Origin of the sequence: Nitrospira sp. (assembly GCA_030653545.1) — a bacterium.
Taxonomy (GTDB): Bacteria; Nitrospirota; Nitrospiria; order Nitrospirales; family Nitrospiraceae; genus Nitrospira_D.
Window position 1 is genome coordinate 221,842 of record JAURZE010000028.1, and the last position, 17,593, is coordinate 239,434.

Consider the following 17,593-nt stretch of genomic DNA (forward strand, 5'->3'; position numbering starts at 1 on the left):
GTAGGGGATTTCGTCCATGCTCATGTCGCGCGAGAAGATCGGCCAGTTGTTCATGGTGGGGTTCGAGGGGACCTCGGTCACGCCCGACCTGGCGGCGTTCATCAAGGAATACAAGCCGGGCGGCGTGATTCTCTTCTCGCGCAACCTTGAATCGATTGAGCAGATTGTCGAGTTGACGAATGCCTTGCAGGCCTGCAGCCCCCATTCGCCCTTGTTGATTTCAATCGATCAGGAAGGCGGCCGGGTCTCACGATTGCCGAAGACCTTCACCATCTTCCCCCCTTGCGAGGTGTTGGGGCGCTGTAATTCGTCGGAGCTCGCTTACGCGGCGGCGGCGACGATTGCGAAGGAACTCCGGGCTGTCGGGATCAACATGAACATGTCCCCGGTGTTGGATGTGAACTGCAATCCCTCCAATCCGGTGATCGGTGACCGAGCCTTTGGATCGACGCCCGGCCCGGTCTGTGAATTGGGCCTGGCGACGGTGGGCGGATTACAGGACAACCGGGTGGTGGCCTGCGGAAAGCATTTCCCCGGTCATGGCGATACCAGTGTGGATTCGCACAAAGAATTGCCTGTGGTGACCGCATCGAAGGAACGACTGGAACAGATCGAATTTCCACCGTTCCGTCATGCGACGGCCCATGGGGTGGCGACGCTGATGACGGCGCATGTGCTGTATCGCGCGCTGGACGATCAAAAGCCGGCTACGCTCTCTCCGGCCATCATCACGGAGTTTTTGCGCGGTGAGCTGAAGTACGATGGCGTGGTATTGACGGATGATTTGGAGATGCACGCGATCATCGATCACTATGGCATTGAAGAGGCCACGGTGCGGGCCATTCAAGCAGGGTGTGACATGCCGTTGATCTGCAAGGACCGCAATCGGGAGATTGCGGCGATCACGGCACTGGATAGCGCCGTGGCTGATGGTTCGATCAGCGCCGAGCGGTTGGAGCAATCCCTGGCCAGGATCGCCCGATTGAAACAGCGGTTTCTGGTTCCGTACAAACCGGTCGTGATTTCGGATGCCAAGCTGATCGTCGGGTGCCGAAGTCATCACGTCTTGCTTCGTTCCATCCATCAGGCCCGCGAACGATTGGCGAAAGCCACGGTGTGATCTCCCAGCCCTCCTTTCCAGCCGGTCGCCGAGAACTTTGGGCCTGGTGCTTCTACGATTTTGCGAACTCTTCCTTTTCCACCCTGATCGTGACGGTCGCCTACAGCGTCTACTTCATCCAGGTGGTGGCAGCCGATGTGTCGCCGTCGGGCATGGCCGAGCGACTCTGGTTTTGGGGCTATGCGCTGTCGATGCTGGTGGTGGCGCTGGTATCTCCCGTGCTTGGGGCGTTGGCGGATATCCGTGCAAACAAGCGGAGGGTGCTGATCGCTTCCACGCTTCTCTGTGTGGTCTGCACCGCGCTTTTGTGGTTCGTACACCGCGGTGATGTGGCGCTGGGACTGTTTATTTTTGGGATCGCCAATATCGGCTTTGATGTGGGGTTTGTGTTCTGTAGTGCGTTTCTGGTGGAGCTGGTGCCGCCGCAGCAGATGGGCCGCTTGTCGGGCTATGGCTGGGGATTCGGCTATGTCGGTGGCTTGCTCTCACTGGCGCTGGCCTACCCGTTTATCGTCGGCGGCTTTGCCGACACGAATCTCGGGTCGTATCGGATGAGCTTTGTTGTGACGGCGCTGTTCTTTCTGAGTGCCACATTGCCGACGTTTCTGTACTTGCAAGAACGGGCTCAGCCGCGTTCAGTCCCTGACGGCCTGACGGTATGGCGTGCGGTGAGCAGGCAACTGCGTGACACGGCCCGCCGTCTGTCGACCTATCGTGATCTCCGGCGCTATTTCATTGCCTATCTACTCTATTCGGACGCCATCAATACGGTGATCGTCGCGTCGGGCATCTTTGCAAACAAAGTCCTGGACTTCACGCCGGGCGATCTGATTATCTATTTCCTCGTGACCCAGATTACGGCGGGTCTCGGCTCAGTCGGTTTCGGGTTTGTGGCGGATCGGATCGGGGCGACCCGGTCGATCGTGGTGACCTTACTGCTCTGGATCGGCGTGGTGATTGGCGCGGCGGCCGTGCAGACGCAGATGCAGTTTTATCTGCTTGGCCTGGTGGCAGGCGCGGCGCTCGGTGCCAATCAGTCGGTGAGTCGCACGTTGCTTGGCCGGTTTACCCCGTTGGGGCATCAGGGTGAATTCTTCGGTTTCTTTTCCGTCGCCGGGAAATTTGCCGCGATTCTTGGCCCGATCGTCTACGGAGAGGTGACGGTGTGGACCGGGAGTCAGCGCTGGGCCGTGCTCTCAATGGCGCTGTTTTTTCTCGTCGGGTTGGCCGTCTTTCTTGGGGTAGATGAACGGCGCGGTATGGCGGCTGCGCAGGAGTGAGGTCACGCGATGGCTCTTAAAAAAGGCGATTTCATCGATGAGCATACACGCCATCCGCATGCCTGCGGGTTGGTCGTCAAAGTTATGGGCGGAGGTGAGGGGTTTGAAAAGATTGTCTGTTGCGACCATGACCTGACCGAGCAGGATGTCGTGGCGGAGATGGGCTCACCCGCCGGCCGGAAACGAGGCGCCTTGCCGTCGGCGGTGGTCTTGGACGAGAAGAAGTTGTATCCGGATTCCTGCGGGTTGCGAGTCATGATTATGGATGGCGGCGCGGGCTTCAAAGAAATTCGGTGCTGTGGTCACTCCTTGACGATCAGTTCGATGCGTGAATTAAAGTTCGGTCAGATGCGTGCCCCTGAGCCGGAGCAGACCGGGCAGGCTGGCACGGCCTAGCTTGGACTGGAGGTGATGTATGGGGACTGAAGAACCACGAGCTCATCGGAATGAGTTGATGCGGCGATGGTGCCACTACATGGAATGGTTGGACCGTTTGGGGTATGCAACCGCCGGGTTCAGTTTGTTGATCCTTGGCATGTTGGTGTTCATCCATGCCTGGTATGTGTTTCTCGCCGGTCAGTTCGATCCGAAGGGGCATGTGTTGATTCTTCCGGCCGGTCTCAGATTGTTAAACGATATCCTTTTGGTCATTATTCTCCTGGAGCTGTTCCGGACCGTGGTGCGATTTTTACAGACGGAAGTGTTGGAGTTGGAGCCCTATCTGTCTGTTGGCGTGATCGCTTGTACCAGGAAGATTCTGACGGCAAGCGCAGAACTGTCGCATCAGCAAAACATGACGGAAACGCAGTTCTATCAATACCTCATGGATGTGGGGCTGAACGTCACCGTGATCATTGCCCTGATTGGTGCCGTATTCATGATTCGGAAGCGGCCCGAACAGATACCGCTCCCGCCCGCAGCACCGGCGCGTGTGGGTCAGTAAGGCGTTCTTGACTTGCCTGTTTCCAGGGAGTTATGGCATCATGCGCCCTCTTGGAGACCGGCATGGCGAAGCTGCTTGAATACGTCGGCTGTGTGCATATCTATCTCGGTCCCTATCGAGGCAATCCGATTGCCTTGTATTTGAATCGGACGGAATCCTCCTGCCAGATCAGCCCGAAAGCCTATCCATGGAATGATGTGATGGGTGTGGGCGAGACTCCCAACAAAGCCGCCGCCGACTTCGAAGATAAGTGGAAGTCCAAGGGGCTTGCGGCGGAGATGTATTCCGGTCCTTCCTGGGAAGGCGGGATCAAGCCGGAAAAGCCTGCACCGCCCAAACCAGCCGCGCCTCCCAAGCCGGCCGCCACGCCGGCTGCTGCAGCGGGTGCCGCTCCTGCGCCTCAACCAACAGCGTCCGCTGCTGTTGGTGCTCCAGCATTAGCCCCGACCGCCTCCTCCCCGACTGCCGCTTCCTCGGCTCCGGCGCCTGCTTCCGAGCCATCCGCCGAAACGAAGTAGTATTTCCTGATAGCAATCTGGCTAGTGATTGGTCGGCGAAGGCAGGCGGGCGTCTGTCGACTGATCGGCTAATTTACTGTGTCGCATGCCGTATAACCCATAAATAATCACTCCGGCGAGCGTCCACCAAACGAAGCGATGCCAGGTGAGGGCGGGGAGTTGCCACATCAGGCCGAGGCATGAGAGCGCTCCCAACAGCGGGATCCAGGGCATCAGCGGAGTTCTAAACGGACGTGCCAGGTGAGGACGGGTGTAGCGCAGGACGATGAGTCCAATGCACACGAGGGTGAACGCGAAGAAGGTTCCAATGTTGGTCATGTCGGCCGCGGTGCCGATGGGCACAAAGGCGGCCATGACTGCGACGCCGACGCCGGTCAGGATCGTTGCATGGTGCGGAGTCCCGAAGCGTGGATGCACTACGGACAACCATGGGCCGAGTAAGCCGTCACGTGAGATGGCGAAGAACACCCGGATCTGTCCCAGCATCATGACGACCAGCACGCTGGTAATGCCGGCGACGGCTCCCATGGCCACGACGGCTGCTCCCCACTTGTAGCCTACCAGTCGCAACGCTTCCGCCACCGGAGCGTGAATGTCGATCTGGCTATAGGGAACGAGCCCGGTCAGGACAGCAGCGACGGCCACATAGAGAATCGTACAGATACCGAGAGAGGTCATGATGCCGATCGGCAGGTCGCGTTGCGGGTTGCGCGCCTCTTCTGCCGTCGTGGTGACGGCATCAAATCCGATATAAGCGAAAAAGACGGTCGCGGCGGCAGCAGTGACTCCGGTGAATCCGTTGGGCATGAACGGAGACCAATTGTCCGGGCTGACCGCAGGGGCTCCCACGGCGATAAAAAACAAGATCACCGCCAGCTTCAGGCAGACGATGATGCCGGTCGCCCGCGCGCTTTCTTTGATGCCGATGACGAGAATGATCGTCACGAGCAGCACGATAATGGCGGCCGGGAAATTCGCAATGCCTCCCTCTGGCCCTCCGGGTGCGTGTGTGGCCCAGTCGGGCAGATCGAGGCCAGCCAGCTTCAGCAGATTGTTGAAGTAGCCGGACCAGCCGATAGCGACGGCCACGCAGGCGACGCCGTATTCCAAGATCAGATTCCAGCCGGTGATCCAGGCAAGGAATTCTCCCAACGTGGCATAGGAATAGGTGTATGCCGACCCGGCGACGGGAATCATCGCGGCGAATTCCGCGTAGCACAAGGCGGCGAGCACGCAGGTCAGTCCCGAGAGGATGAAGGAGAGGACGATCCCGGGACCGGCTCCCGGCCGTCCTGCGTCTCCGACAATCGCCGTTCCGATCAGCACGAAGATGCCGGTTCCGATGATGGCCCCGATGCCCAGCGCGGTCAGGTCCCAGGCACTCAATGTCCGTTTGAGGCGATATTGCGGATGGTCGGCATCGGCTAGAATGCGTTCGATGGATTTGGTGCGAAAGAGCCGGCTCGTGACCGAGGGAGTCGTTGTCTGAGCGGCCGAGTGTTTGTCGGGATCAGGAGTAAGAGCCATACGGAGCGTAGTATAGCAGCCGGGGTGAAAAAAGCCGTGTGAATTGCAAAAGCCGTTGCTCCATCGGCGTCACGCGCGAGCGCGACCGGCGGCACGGAGCAGGGCTTGAAACAACCGGCGGTGGGCGATATGCCGTTCGAAAAGAAATTCGGGATGCCACTGGATGCCCAGAAAGAATCGGTGGCGGGGGGATTCGACGGCTTCGATGACGCCATCCGGAGCGATCGCGCTCGCGATCAGCGAAGGCGCGACGGTTTTGACCGATTGGTGGTGTGAGCTGTTGACCTGCATCGTCGCTTTCGCGACGATCTTTCGCAGGAGACTTCCGGGTGTAATGGTCACTGCGTGCGACGGATGGATGGCTTTAGTGGCTTGTCGATGGGCCAGCGCTTGAGGCATTTGCGATGACAGGTCCTGAAAGAGGCTGCCCCCGCAGGCGACGTTGACGGTCTGCATCCCACCGCAGATCCCGAGCAGCGGGATATCCCGGGTTCGCGCCTGGTGCACCAGCTCAAGTTCGAAGTTCGCGCGGCGTTCGCTGACCAGGGGAAACTTGTAACGTTGGCGTTCCCCGTAGAGGCGCGGAGGAAGGTCCGGTCCGCTGCCGGTGAGCAGGAGTCCGTCCACGCGCTCGAGGAGGCGTCGTCGCCCGGCCGCATCGGCTACTAAGGGAAGAATGAGGGGAATGCCTCCGAGTTCTTCGATAGCGCGGACGTAGCGGGCGCGGAGGAAATAGGTGGGCTCACGCCCACCCCATTCCTTGCGGTCACCGGCATTGAAGTCGGGGGTCACGCCGATGACGGGCTTCATATTACCGAACTGGTTCTGTGGCTGGTGTGTTGGAGCTGCCCCCAGTGGAATCGCTTTCAGCTGCGACACCAAGGAATCGGACCGATCGGTCACCGGTCAGGTGTTCTGGCGTGATCACATAGGTGCCGTACATGCTGGGGACCCAAATGCTCTTCGCCGTTTGCTCGTTCAAGCCGGAGAACAAATAGGCCAGCCCGCCGACGATCCCTCCGCCGATGGCGAAGGCGGCTTTGAAGGGGAAATACAATATGGTTGAGAGGGCGGCGCCTGCTTGCATGCCCGCGCCAGACGGCGTGCCCTGCTGGGTGTCTGCGGATGACGTTTGGCTCCAGGCCGGCGTGGCGACCAGCGAGGTGAATGTCATGAGAACCACAAGTGCGATCAGTGGGAGCGTACGAATAAATCCAACGTGTGTCACGGAGACCCTCCTTCCTCTCAAAGACAGGATTCTAGGATCATGTCTACGGTCGATAAAGAAACGACAAGACTGTCATGGCGTTATAACAAATTCATGGAGGCTTGCAAACCCCCTGCCTCGTTGAAACTGAGTGAATGGCGTGAAATCCTCTCATGGGATCAGGTCAAGCTCGGTGAGAATGTAGGTGACGACATACTCCTGCCGAGTTGTGACGGCTTGATTCAATTCAGCGACGAGCTCCTCGGCAGGAATTCGCTGATTCTCCTGCGGGAGTCCAATGGCCAGACGCAGGTCGAGCTTGCACCAGGCAATCGCTTGCGCAGCGAGGTCCGGGATGCGGGCGGCCGCGTCGGTACGATCCTGTTCAGATAACCGTTCAAGGGCTCTGGCGACTGGAGCCGTCCGTCGCATGGCTTCTTGAAGCCCGGCAAGTTGGTCGGCGGCGATGTCGACGGAGACTTGGATGCCGGCCTTCCAACTGCGTTTCTTCACATTGAAGACGCAGGTCTGTGTGGTGGAATCGCCGTCGACCGGTTCCGGACCAAAAAAGAGCGTGACGCGATAGGGTGTAGCGTCTGGTGGAGTCTCAAGAGCCATGAGTGCGTATTGTAACACGGAGCCTGTTCTATGCTGCGTCTTGATTTGACGGCCTCCCACCTCGGCGAATATGATGCCCGCACGATGATGATTCAACGATGGGCAGAACGGGTGGCATCTATTCAAGCCGCCATCCTAGAGAGCGGGTCGGCCGACGGCTGGCTCTTTTATGATTTTCGCGGAAGCGATCCGCTGGCCTATCGCGTGTTGTTGCTCGACACGTCGCGCCATGTCACGCGCCGGTGGTACTACTGGATTCCCGCAGAGGGCACGCCCGTCAAATTGCTCCATCGCATTGAGCCGCATGTGCTGGAAGAATTGCCCGGCCAGGACCGGCAGTATGTATCATGGGAGCAGCAGCGGACGCTTCTGGCCTCGATTTTAAAGGGCTCGCGCCGCATCGCAATGCAATATTCTCCGCTCAACGCGGTCCCCTATGTTTCTCGTGTGGATGCCGGTACCATCGAGTTGATTCGTAGTTTTGGAGTGGATGTCGTCAGTGCTGCGGATTTGGTGCAACGATTTGAGGCAGTCTGGACTGATGCGCAACTCGAATCGCATCAATATGCGGTGACGGCGTTACGCCGGATCGTCGATGAGGCGTTTGCCCATGTCGGCTCATCGCTGCAGGCCGGCCGATCGCTTAACGAATATGATCTTCAGCAGTTTATTCTCGGACGGATTCATGATGCGGGGATGATCACCTCCAGCCCGCCGATTGCCGCCGTGAATGCGCATAGCGCCGATCCCCATTACGGTCCGACAGCGGCTGGGTCGTCACCTGTATTGCGTGACAGCCTAGTGCTGATCGACCTATGGGCGAAACGCACGGAACCAGGGGCGGTATATGGAGACATCACCTGGACAGGATTTACGGCCCGTGACATTCCTTCGCGCCATCGAGAGATCTTTGATTGTGTACGACGGGGTCGTGATGCGGCGCTGTCGTTTGTGCAACAGCGGGTGGCAGCCGGGCAATTGCCCTATGGTTGGGAGGTCGACGAGGCTTGTCGTGAGGTGATTACCAAGGCCGGGTATGGAGACCGGTTTGTGCATCGGACGGGGCATTCGATCGGTGAAGAAGTGCATGGGAACGGAGCCAATATCGATAATCTTGAAACGCAAGAGAGTCGACGGCTCATGTCCAGGACCTGTTTCTCCATCGAGCCGGGTATCTATCTTCCTGACGAGTTCGGGATTCGTAGCGAACTTGATGTGTATGTTTCTGAGGAAGCCGCAGTCGCGTATGGCCAGCCGCTACAGACGGAGATTGTCGCGATTGGGTAGTTCGGCCCGAAGGACTCTGTCAGCCCTACCCGTTTCTTGACAGGTTCTTATTGTGGCAGCTAGATTCTTTTTGTTGGATGCGGGTTGAGCGATAGCGGTTTTGACCGCCTGCGAGCAGGAAGGGTGCGACCATGTTCGGGACAATGGGGATTTCAGAGCTGATCATCATCCTGGTGATCGTGTTGATTATTTTCGGAGCGGGCCGCTTGCCGCAAATCGGCGAGGGTGTTGGTAAAGCTCTGAAAGGGTTCAAAAAGGAGGTGAATGAGATCCCACCTCCTCAAGAAGTTGCCCAGGTTCAGCCTGACTTGACGGCGACGGTTGAGGCAGCCCACGTTGATAGAGCATCGGATTTTCAGCCAGCCGCACCGGTTCAGGCCGCGCCGAAGGCGACGAATGTCCCCTATGTACCTGGTCCTGAACTGACGCCAGGAACCACGGCTTCGATGATGTACAACATGGGCCCACAATCTCCACAAGCTCCTCGTCCGACCGGCGCCCCACCGATTCAGGCGGGTGGCGGGCAACAGGCCCTGTCGATGGAGGAGCGAGCCGCCGCACCGGCTCCCATGTCCCGCGCGCAATATCCTCCCCTTCCACCGGGAGCGCAAGCGAAGCCAGCAGCGAAGCGTCCTTCAGCCATTGTAAACAAGGATGCGGTTGCGCGTGTACAGGCGCAGCAAGCCGCGTTGAAGGCGAAAGCGGCTCAAGCCCCAGCGGGGCTGTCTCCAAACGATATGCAGGGCCTTGGCGAAGGGTTGGGCGACGCCTTGCGAACATTCCGTCAGACGGTCGCCGATGTTCGGAATACCGTGGACCCTCAAGTGAAGACCATCCAATTTGAGATGGATTCCGCGCAGAAAGAGTTTCAGCAGTCTTTGGAAGCTGCCAGAGAACTGCCTCCGGTGGAGGAAGAGCCTCCCAAACAGGTTTGAAGCGCCACCCTGCTATCTGAACCCAGTATTGGTACGATGCCCTCGTCTCGTGTGCTTGTCCTACTCAGTCTCTGTTTTGCTTCGCTGCTTGGATGCTATCAGCCGGCCGCGACTCCCTCTCTGCAACGTACCGTAGAATCACTGTTGAGGCTCTTGCATGACAGCGATCCCGTCTCTCGGCGAACCGCTGCCGAAGCGTTGGGCAAGATCGGGAGTCCGCAGGCGGTCGATTCGCTTGTCGTGGCGTTAGGGGACCAGTCGCCCATTGTTCGCGAGGCAGCCGTACGGAGTTTAGGCGGCGTAGGTCCTCTTGATCTAGGCACAAGAGTGCATCTGGCAGGGTCACTCATTGACCCTGCCGAATCTGTGCGCTCAGCAGCATCACAGACCTTGGCGTCTCTTGATGCGGTACAAGAGCTCTGGCCGCTGGCAATGTCGCAGTTGGCTCATGCAGATCCAGAGGTCCGTCGTGCCGTGATTCAGGCCTTCGAGAGCGTTGAGTCTCCCGAGGTAGTGAGGGCGCTGGCGGACCGTCTGCAAGATCCTGATCCATATGTCCGGCGAGCCGCAGTCGCAGTGTTAGGTGAGTCAGGGGACCCCAAGGTTGTCGAATTGTTGCGCGAACAGTTGAGGGTGGACTCTTCGTCAAACGTGCGGGCTGAGATTGCCTATCGACTGCAATTCTTGTCAGAGGGAGAGTTTGAAGAAGTGCTGCGATTCGTCGCGAGCCATGATGAGAGCGCTCAAGTGCGGCGCTGGGCTGACCACACGCTTAGGGGGCTGCGGGAAGCACGCGATTCCGGTTCAAGGCCTCGACCAATTCCACCAGCTGTGCCTGAGCTTTCTCATCAATATCCGTAAACTGTACGCCCATTCCTGGAAACAAGAGGTGGCGCTCGGGGCGATTTCTCGTCCAGGCCACCTTGCCTTTGGCTTTGACCTTCTCCCATGGTCGATCTGGTAAGGCAAATTCCACGGACACTTCCGTTCCGGGGGCAAGCGGTGTTCCGCTTTCGATGAAGAGCCCGCCCCCGCCAATCCCACCGGTGAGACTGTCAAATTGCTTTCCTTCGGGCGTGGAATAGCGGACTTTGAGGGCGAGCGGTGCTCGGGGGTGTGTGCGGCAATGGGCAAAGCGCGTATCGTCATCACTCGCCAGGAGTCGATCAATGATGTGTCCCCAAGGGATTCCTCCCAGGAGAGTGCCCGAGGGATCGTGGATAAGAATCATTTCTTGGTCTGCGTCGACCACGAGATACTTTCCTTGATGATCGGCGGTGGTGACGACGGGGTATTTCATTTATGAAGAACCTCAGTCGCTTTGGCGCAAAGGAGGGCAGTCAATCGATACTTCAAGCGGCCCGTTCGGCGCCATCGAGGGTTTTCACGATGGCCAAGATACGATCCCGTGCTTCTGGCTGAATGTCTGTAAATCGAACGCCCATGCCGGGACTAAATGTGTATTGATCCGCCTTGGGACAGACCCAGGCAACGACTCCTTTGGCCTGGATCCACTCGGAGGGCTGTTCCGGAAGGGAGAAGTCCATGGCGAGTTTGGTGCCGACCGGGAGGGGCGTTGTGCTTTCGATAAAGAGCCCGCCTCCGCCGATCCCCCCCGCCCGGCTATCGTAGCGGTCTCCTTCCGGAGTCTTGTAGCGCACTCGAAACGCCAGATTAATGCGGGGTTCAGAGCGCGTTTCTTTGGGAAGGTTGGGCTTGCGGTAGGCGAGGATTTGATCAATGACGAAATCCCAGGAGAGGCTTCCGATCGCCTCACCGTTGTTCCCGAGGAGATTCACGATTTCTCGTGAGGCGTCCAGTTCGAGGGTTTTCCCTTTGTGGCGAAGGCTGAGGGATACAGGGAGTTTCACGAGGCCTCCTAGCGCGATTCAGATACTCCCCAAATATAGCGGGTTATTTTATGTTGTCGAGTAATACGTGAGAATCATCCGAAAAGCCGCAAGGCAGGCCGAGGTAACCAGTATTGGGGGAATACGCAGGAAGGGAAAAGTGGTGCGCCGGGCCACGCGGGCGGCCCGGCTGCAAGGTCGCGTTTATGCGCTTTTCGCGTCTTTGTCCTGCTCGAAAATGCGAATCGGGGGGTTCTTTCCGGAGATCGCATCTTCCGTGATGAGGACTTCTTTGATTTGCTTTTGCGACGGGGCGTCGTACATCACGTCCAGCATCACTTCTTCAAGGATCGCACGGAGTCCTCGGGCCCCGGTTTTCTGCAGATAGGCTTTGCGCGCGACGGCGCCGAGCGCTCCGTCGGTAAATTTGAGTTTCACTTTTTCGAAGGAGAGCAATTTCTCATATTGTTTCGTCAGGGCGTTGCGTGGTTCGGTCAAGATCCGAACCAGCGCCCGCTCATCCAACTCTTCCAGCGTCGCGACAACGGGGACGCGACCCACAAACTCCGGGATGAGTCCGTACTTGAGGAAATCCTCCGGCTGCACGTGGGCGAGCATTTCTCCCAGTCGAGCCTCGCTGCGTCCGCGAATTTCAGCCCCAAAGCCCATCGATTTGCGATTCAAGCGCTGTTCGACGAGCGATTCCAGTCCGACGAACGCCCCTCCGCAGATGAAGAGGATATTGCTCGTGTTCACCTGGATGAACTCTTGGTGGGGATGCTTCCGTCCGCCTTGCGGCGGGACATTGGCTACGGTGCCTTCGATCAGCTTGAGCAGGGCTTGTTGCACACCTTCTCCGGAGACGTCGCGCGTGATCGAGGGACTGTCGCTCTTGCGGCTGATCTTATCGATTTCATCAATGTAGACGATGCCTCGTTCAGCCCGTTCGACATCGTAATCAGCTGCCTGGAGGAGCTTGAGGATGATGTTTTCCACATCTTCCCCCACGTACCCGGCTTCCGTCAGGGTTGTGGCGTCAGCCATGGTAAAGGGGACATCGAGATACTTGGCCAGGGTCTGGGCCAGCAGGGTCTTTCCCGTCCCGGTCGGGCCGACGACGAGGATGTTTCCTTTTTGGAGTTCGACATCGTCGACGTCTTTTTCCTTGGAGGAAATACGTTTGTAGTGATTGTGGACGGCGACGGAGAGAATGCGCTTCGCGCGGTCTTGTCCCACAACGTATTGATCGAGGTGGTGCTTGATATCGGCTGGTTTTTTGAGCTTGGAGGAGATTTCTTCCTTGGCTTCTTCCCAGTCTTCCGCGATGATGTCGTTGCAGAGATTGACGCATTCGTCACAGATATAGACGGTCGGCCCCGCGATCAGCTTGCGTACTTCATCGCGGCTTTTTCCGCAAAAGGAACACCGCAAATGTCGATCCACCTTCTCCTGCTTGGCCATGCGTCCTCCTGTGTTACTTACCCTTGGCGCCGTCTTTGGCTGCGTCCCCAGACTCCACGGACTTGAGTCCTTTGGTCTGTCGGGAAATGACTTCGTCAATCAGGCCGTAGGTTTTGGCCTCTTCGGCGGACATGAAATAATCGCGTTCGGTATCGTGAGAGATCTTTTCGATCGGCTGGCCGGTGTGCTTCGCCATAATCTCGTTCAACCGTTCGCGGATTTTGAGAATCTCTCGGGCATGAATGTCGATTTCAGTGGCCTGTCCTTGGAATCCACCGAGCGGTTGATGAATCATGACGCGCGCATTAGGCAGAGCATAGCGCTTGCCTTTCGCGCCGGCGGTGAGGAGTAAGGCGCCCATGCTGGCAGCCTGGCCGAGGCAGATGGTGTTGATCGGTGGTTTCACATATTGCATCGTGTCATAGATGCCAAGGCCTGCGGTGACGCTGCCGCCGGGAGAATTCACGTAGAGATTGATGTCCTTTTCTGGGTCTTCGGCCTCAAGGAATAAGAGCTGGGCAATGACAAGATTCGCGAACATGTCATCGATCGGCGCGCCCAAGAAAATGATGCGGTCTTTCAGGAGCCGGGAGTAGATATCGTAGGAGCGTTCGCCTCGATTGGTTTGTTCGACTACGATCGGGACCAACATAGATTGAATTCCTTTCCGCAATGTTTGGAGCGCGCTACTCGTTCGAGGCGCTTGCAGGCACCGTGTCTAACCTTGGATCACAGAGTTGCGGTATACAAAGTCCAACGCTTTATCCGCCAGGATGCGCGAGCGCAATTCTTCGATGGAATCCTGGCCGCCGGCTTGAATCATCTTCACGAGCTCAGCCATCGGGACGCGGAGTTCGGTAGCCAGTCTGGTGACTTCGTTGTTCATATCTTCCTGGCTGACCGAGATCGCTTCCTTCGTGGCAATGGCTTCGAGGATCAGGCCGACTTTGACGCGCCGGTTGGCTTCGTCGCGGTTTTCTTCGCGGATGGCCTTGAGTTCTTCGGCCGTGGCAGCGGGTGATGGGTCGGTGGCCTTTCCGCGTTGCCGCTCTTGGAGTCTCTGCCGGACGATGGCGTCCAATTCACGAGTGACAAGGGTTTCAGGCAGGTCAAAGTGGTGCGTTTCCGCCAGCCGTTTGAGAATCGTATCTTTGTAGGATTCATCAATGTCGCGCTTGAGAGCTTTTTCCATCTCACTGCGCAGCTTGTCCTTGATTTCCTGAAGCGACGAAAAGGGCCCGCAATCCTTGGCAAATTCGTCGTCGAGTGCCGGGAGCGTTTTCTGTTTCACGCCTTTGATGGCCAGGCTGAACTTCACGGTCTTGCCGGCGACCCGGGTATCGGGATGACTATTGGGATAGTTCTGAGGAATTTCGACGGTGTCTCCGTCTTTCTTGCCGACTAAAAAACTGTCGATTTCAATGCCGAGGAGTGCGGCTTTGGAACCGACTTTGTGAAGCTGGCCTTCTTTCTTGGTTCCCTCGAGCGGCGTGCCATCGAGAAAGCCTTCGAGGTCAACGACGGCAAAATCTCCATCGCTTAATGCGGTGCCGGGCGCGGCCGCTTCAAGCCTTGCCTGTTGTTCACGCAGGACATCAAGCGCCCGATCGAGCTGTTCGTCGGTGACGGTCCGTTTGTCCGGCTTCAGTGAAATCGGGTTCGGGGCTTTGTAGTCACGCAGTTCAATGGTCGGCTTGATTTCGACGGTGGCCGTGAAGGTGAAGGGTTCGTCCTTCTTGATTTTGACGCGTTCCAGCGGCGGGATCTCGACCAGAACCGGGCTGATGCCGGCCTCGCGGACGGCGCGGTCGTAGAAATCCGGTACGATACTGCGAATGACGTCTTCCTCAACTTCTTTAGCGTACCGTTTTTCGAGGAGCCCTAGCGGGGCTTTCCCGGGGCGGAAGCCGGGGATGCGTACTTGGCGGTTCAGTTCCGTATAGGCGCGCGAGAAGCGCTGTGTGACTTCATGCGCAGGGACTTCGATTTTCAAGGCCCGCTTCATGGGGCCCAGCTCGGTCATTTCCATCTTCATCGTCATGCGTCCATATCCTTCCACGTTCCATAAGGGGCGGGCCCAAACGGAGTTGCCGTCAAATTTGGTGCGAGCGGAGGGACTTGAACCCCCACGGTTACCCACGAGATCCTAAGTCTCGCGCGTCTGCCAGTTTCGCCACGCTCGCACGGTGGGGAGCATCGCGGGGCTGTCGCCGTGGATGCTGAGACAGCAAAACACGCGATTGTGTAAGCCTTTTGTACCGTCGAAGGCGACCTACTGTCAACCCATACTCCCGTGGGGTTTATGCAGTTCTGAGTGCCTGGACCGCGACCAATAGAGAGCAGTGAAGACCATGAGCAGGGGGCTGTAGGGATTGGCCTGCCTGAAGGGGGAGGTGGGAGTGGAAACGGATGGGTCCTGGCTCGTCCTGGATGGGGAGAGTATACTGACCATATCGGTGTCCGGCGGTGAGGTCTGTATGGCCGGAGACTGCAAGATCTGGTTTATCTCGAGCTTCCGCATGGGTAAGGAGGTGGTGAGATGTATCGCTACTCTGTCTTTATTTCCATCATCGTCAGTTGGACCCTGATCCTATGGAGTGCTCCGGCTGGGGCGTATCGGGAGTATTTTACCGCTGAACAGAAAGCGCAGCTCGATAAGATTCAAGTAGTGCTCGTCGAGACGCTCGCTCTGACCGATAAGGGAGCGGGTGATCCCGGTCCATTGTCTTCGGTCGTGTCGCGCCGTCTCGGCGAGGTCGGCTACAGCGTGGTGCAGGATGCCTCGAAGACGCATGATGCGGTATTCCGAGTGAAATGCGAACAGCGCAAGACCTGGGAGGGCACGGCCTCTTCGGGGGGAGACAATGATCTGCCTGACGCCCCTTCTCGCCTCTGGAAAGGCCCGGCCTGCCAGCTGACGTATGCCTTAGGCGGGATGAAGATCAAATGGCAGAAGGAAGTCCGCACAGATTTTGAGGATGCCTCTGCCGCCGCTCAGGCTGTTCAGGCCGGAGATCCCGGCAGTTTTGCCATGGCGCGTCTAAAGGATCAGCTTGAGAAGTATGAGTTCCCGTTGGTTCTCGCAGCCGAATGGGGCCATGCCGACCGATTGCTGAAGCTGATGGATTCTTCAGAGACGAGTCTTCCCAGGAAGGTAAAGATTATTTCGCTGTTGGGGGAAATGCAGGCGGATGAGGCTTTGCCGAAGCTGAAGCAGGTACTCCAGGATCGTGATCTGGCCAAGCAGGCCCTGGTGGCGATGGGTAACCTGGGGAAGGAAGGGATTCCGCTGCTCGTGGATGTCATGAATACGTCCACAATGGTGGATATGCAGGCCTCTGCCGCGAAGGGTTTGGGACAATTGGGCGGCGTGCACGGCGACGCGTCAGTTGTTCTTCCTTTGCTGGCCAAGCTGCAAGATCCGAAAACCGATTGGACGGTGCTGACCGAAGTGGCTTGGGCGTTGGGTAAGATTCCCGACAAGCGGTCGATCCAACCACTCTATGATTTGGATAAGAAGCTGCAGAAACTGCGGGATCCGGACAATCAGGCGCTAAAGAAATTGAAGGAAGCCGTTTTTTGGGCGATCAAGCAATGCGATACCTGGGATCAATACAGCTAGAACAACGAGGGCGCCTTAGGCTGTGGGAGAGTCTCGCAGGATCGCTCAAATCTTCGGATGGCGGCGCTGTCTCTCGAAAAAGGAGGCAACCTTCATCCGATTGCCGCAGAGTTGCATGCTACACCATGTGCGCGAGTGGTTTTTCGAGTTGTCATAAAAGTAAAGGATGCAGGCGTCGTTCGCGCATTTCTTGATTAAGGTCGGGGTTGTGTCACAGAGAAGGTTGCTCGCCGCCTCTGCAATTGGCGCCATCAGGCCTTTATGCGTGTCGACAATCGAGTGAAAGCGCTGCTCAAACCCTTCCTTGGTTTTCACGAGCTGTAGATACCCAGGTCGCTGTGACAAGCTGCCATTGACGGAATTTATCGCTGATTCAGGAATAGGCTTGTGTGTGGCGAGTCGCTCTGCAAGCGTTCTCAAGTCGGTCCGTAGGTGTTTTCCGCGCTGGAGCCACATGGTGCCCTCTTCGTGAGTCAGGGTCGTCCTTATTGAGTCTGATTGAGGTGGCGTAAGGACGTCGGCCTCAACCAGCCAAGAGAGTAACGTGCTGAAGTCTCCAAGCAGATCAGTTCGCTCGCCCTTCACAATTATCTCGGTGTTGATGAAATCAAGCGCCAGATGATTGCCAATAAATAGAAACGTCGATTTCCCCATAGTCATCTTCCCCTTCACGCACTTGCTTGTAACCGACAATAGCCTATTTGACAAGTTAGTTTCCATTCTGTATAACCATCAAAATATAATAACAGCGGTTAATTATAGCCGACGTAGTCAAGGGAGGAAGCTATGAAGACTGCCATCATCATTCTGTCCGATCCGAAGAGTGGTTCCGAAGAAGCGCTTGGGCGAGTCTTTAATGCGCTGGCCCTGGCGTCCGAATGTAAACAGAAGGGCGACGAAGTCGCCGTGGTGTTTAACGGCGCCGGCACGCGCTGGCCGGCTGAGCTGACCAAGCTCTCGCATCCGACCAATGGTCTCTACAATGCCGTTCGCGATGTCGTGCAAGGCGCCTCATGCGGTTGTGCGGAGGTCTTTGGAGCGATGGAAGGTGTTAAAGCTTGCGGAGTCCCGATTGTGAAAGACCATGCATTGGCCGGGACAGCAGGCCTCTTAAGTTTGCGGCGCTACCTGGCGGAAGGCTGGCAGACGATCGTATTTTGAGTCGATTCCCAGGAGACGGCCCTGCGCCGTCTCCTGAATTGGCTGGAACCGAAGACGAGCGGGG

At 57.5% G+C, this 17,593-nt stretch carries 19 protein-coding genes and 1 tRNA gene; 9 read left to right on the forward strand and 11 right to left on the reverse strand.

Annotation, left to right across the window (positions count from 1 at the left end; all coding sequences use genetic code 11):
• Positions 1–16: 16 nt before the first annotated feature.
• From nagZ to Q7U39_15985, 5 genes are all read left to right on the forward strand, one after another.
• The gene (gene nagZ / locus Q7U39_15965) at positions 17–1,120 is read left to right on the forward strand and encodes a beta-N-acetylhexosaminidase (GenBank protein ID MDO9119457.1); all 1,104 of its coding nucleotides are present in this window, start codon (positions 17–19) and stop codon (positions 1,118–1,120) included.
• Positions 1,117–2,400, forward strand: a complete 1,284-nt coding sequence (locus Q7U39_15970; protein MDO9119458.1) for an MFS transporter — start codon at positions 1,117–1,119, stop codon at positions 2,398–2,400. Before nagZ ends, Q7U39_15970 begins: the two co-directional genes overlap by 4 nt.
• A 9-nt stretch (positions 2,401–2,409) precedes the next feature.
• Positions 2,410–2,796 carry a hypothetical protein gene (locus tag Q7U39_15975; protein ID MDO9119459.1) on the forward strand — a complete coding sequence of 129 codons (387 nt, stop codon included), beginning with the start codon at positions 2,410–2,412 and terminating at the stop codon, positions 2,794–2,796.
• Between the two features lie 19 nt (positions 2,797–2,815).
• The gene (locus Q7U39_15980; GenBank protein ID MDO9119460.1) at positions 2,816–3,343 is read left to right on the forward strand and encodes a phosphate-starvation-inducible PsiE family protein; all 528 of its coding nucleotides are present in this window, start codon (positions 2,816–2,818) and stop codon (positions 3,341–3,343) included.
• 62 nt (positions 3,344–3,405) lie between these two features.
• Positions 3,406–3,861: a hypothetical protein gene (locus Q7U39_15985; GenBank protein ID MDO9119461.1), complete on the forward strand. Its 456-nt coding sequence runs from the start codon at positions 3,406–3,408 to the stop codon at positions 3,859–3,861.
• Between the two features lie 21 nt (positions 3,862–3,882).
• Here Q7U39_15985 and Q7U39_15990 read toward each other — a convergent pair whose 3' ends face one another.
• The 4 genes from Q7U39_15990 to Q7U39_16005 form a co-directional block, all read right to left on the reverse strand.
• Positions 3,883–5,388: an amino acid permease gene (locus tag Q7U39_15990; GenBank protein MDO9119462.1), complete on the reverse strand. Its 1,506-nt coding sequence runs from the start codon at positions 5,386–5,388 to the stop codon at positions 3,883–3,885.
• Positions 5,389–5,457: 69 nt separating this feature from the next.
• Positions 5,458–6,198: a gamma-glutamyl-gamma-aminobutyrate hydrolase family protein gene (locus tag Q7U39_15995; GenBank protein ID MDO9119463.1), complete on the reverse strand. Its 741-nt coding sequence runs from the start codon at positions 6,196–6,198 to the stop codon at positions 5,458–5,460.
• Between the two features lies 1 nt (position 6,199).
• Positions 6,200–6,616: a hypothetical protein gene (locus Q7U39_16000; GenBank protein MDO9119464.1), complete on the reverse strand. Its 417-nt coding sequence runs from the start codon at positions 6,614–6,616 to the stop codon at positions 6,200–6,202.
• 150 nt (positions 6,617–6,766) lie between these two features.
• Positions 6,767–7,231 (reverse strand): hypothetical protein, encoded by a 465-nt coding sequence (locus Q7U39_16005; GenBank protein ID MDO9119465.1) that lies wholly within the window; start codon positions 7,229–7,231, stop codon positions 6,767–6,769.
• A 12-nt stretch (positions 7,232–7,243) separates the two neighbouring features.
• Here Q7U39_16005 and Q7U39_16010 point away from each other — a divergent pair, with 12 nt between their 5' ends.
• Both Q7U39_16010 and tatA read left to right on the forward strand, forming a co-directional pair.
• Positions 7,244–8,500 carry a M24 family metallopeptidase gene (locus Q7U39_16010; GenBank protein ID MDO9119466.1) on the forward strand — a complete coding sequence of 419 codons (1,257 nt, stop codon included), beginning with the start codon at positions 7,244–7,246 and terminating at the stop codon, positions 8,498–8,500.
• 131 nt (positions 8,501–8,631) lie between these two features.
• The gene (tatA, locus tag Q7U39_16015) at positions 8,632–9,435 is read left to right on the forward strand and encodes a twin-arginine translocase TatA/TatE family subunit (GenBank protein MDO9119467.1); all 804 of its coding nucleotides are present in this window, start codon (positions 8,632–8,634) and stop codon (positions 9,433–9,435) included.
• Between the two features lie 772 nt (positions 9,436–10,207).
• Here the strand turns inward: tatA and Q7U39_16020 are convergent.
• The 6 genes from Q7U39_16020 to Q7U39_16045 all read right to left on the reverse strand — a co-directional run bounded on the left by Q7U39_16020 (position 10,208) and on the right by Q7U39_16045 (position 14,929).
• A complete protein-coding gene (locus Q7U39_16020; protein ID MDO9119468.1) occupies positions 10,208–10,735 on the reverse strand; it encodes a TIGR02266 family protein in 528 nt (175 codons plus the stop codon).
• 52 nt (positions 10,736–10,787) lie between these two features.
• Positions 10,788–11,306, reverse strand: a complete 519-nt coding sequence (locus Q7U39_16025) for a TIGR02266 family protein (GenBank protein MDO9119469.1) — start codon at positions 11,304–11,306, stop codon at positions 10,788–10,790.
• 183 nt (positions 11,307–11,489) lie between these two features.
• Positions 11,490–12,746 carry an ATP-dependent Clp protease ATP-binding subunit ClpX gene (gene clpX, locus Q7U39_16030; GenBank protein MDO9119470.1) on the reverse strand — a complete coding sequence of 419 codons (1,257 nt, stop codon included), beginning with the start codon at positions 12,744–12,746 and terminating at the stop codon, positions 11,490–11,492.
• A gap of 13 nt (positions 12,747–12,759) precedes the next feature.
• Positions 12,760–13,398, reverse strand: a complete 639-nt coding sequence (gene clpP / locus Q7U39_16035) for an ATP-dependent Clp endopeptidase proteolytic subunit ClpP (GenBank protein MDO9119471.1) — start codon at positions 13,396–13,398, stop codon at positions 12,760–12,762.
• 66 nt (positions 13,399–13,464) lie between these two features.
• The gene (tig, locus tag Q7U39_16040; protein MDO9119472.1) at positions 13,465–14,787 is read right to left on the reverse strand and encodes a trigger factor; all 1,323 of its coding nucleotides are present in this window, start codon (positions 14,785–14,787) and stop codon (positions 13,465–13,467) included.
• A 59-nt stretch (positions 14,788–14,846) separates the two neighbouring features.
• Positions 14,847–14,929, reverse strand: a tRNA-Leu gene (locus Q7U39_16045).
• Positions 14,930–15,285: 356 nt separating this feature from the next.
• Between Q7U39_16045 and Q7U39_16050 the strand changes: the two genes are divergently transcribed.
• Positions 15,286–16,368 carry a HEAT repeat domain-containing protein gene (locus Q7U39_16050; protein ID MDO9119473.1) on the forward strand — a complete coding sequence of 361 codons (1,083 nt, stop codon included), beginning with the start codon at positions 15,286–15,288 and terminating at the stop codon, positions 16,366–16,368.
• 45 nt (positions 16,369–16,413) lie between these two features.
• Here the strand turns inward: Q7U39_16050 and Q7U39_16055 are convergent, their stop codons facing one another.
• On the reverse strand, positions 16,414–17,022 hold the full coding sequence (locus Q7U39_16055; GenBank protein ID MDO9119474.1) for an ABATE domain-containing protein: 609 nt from the start codon (positions 17,020–17,022) through the stop codon (positions 16,414–16,416).
• Between the two features lie 132 nt (positions 17,023–17,154).
• On the opposite strand from Q7U39_16055, the gene Q7U39_16060 reads away from it, so the two are divergent.
• Positions 17,155–17,529, forward strand: a complete 375-nt coding sequence (locus tag Q7U39_16060) for a DsrE family protein (GenBank protein ID MDO9119475.1) — start codon at positions 17,155–17,157, stop codon at positions 17,527–17,529.
• Positions 17,530–17,593: the final 64 nt, after the last annotated feature.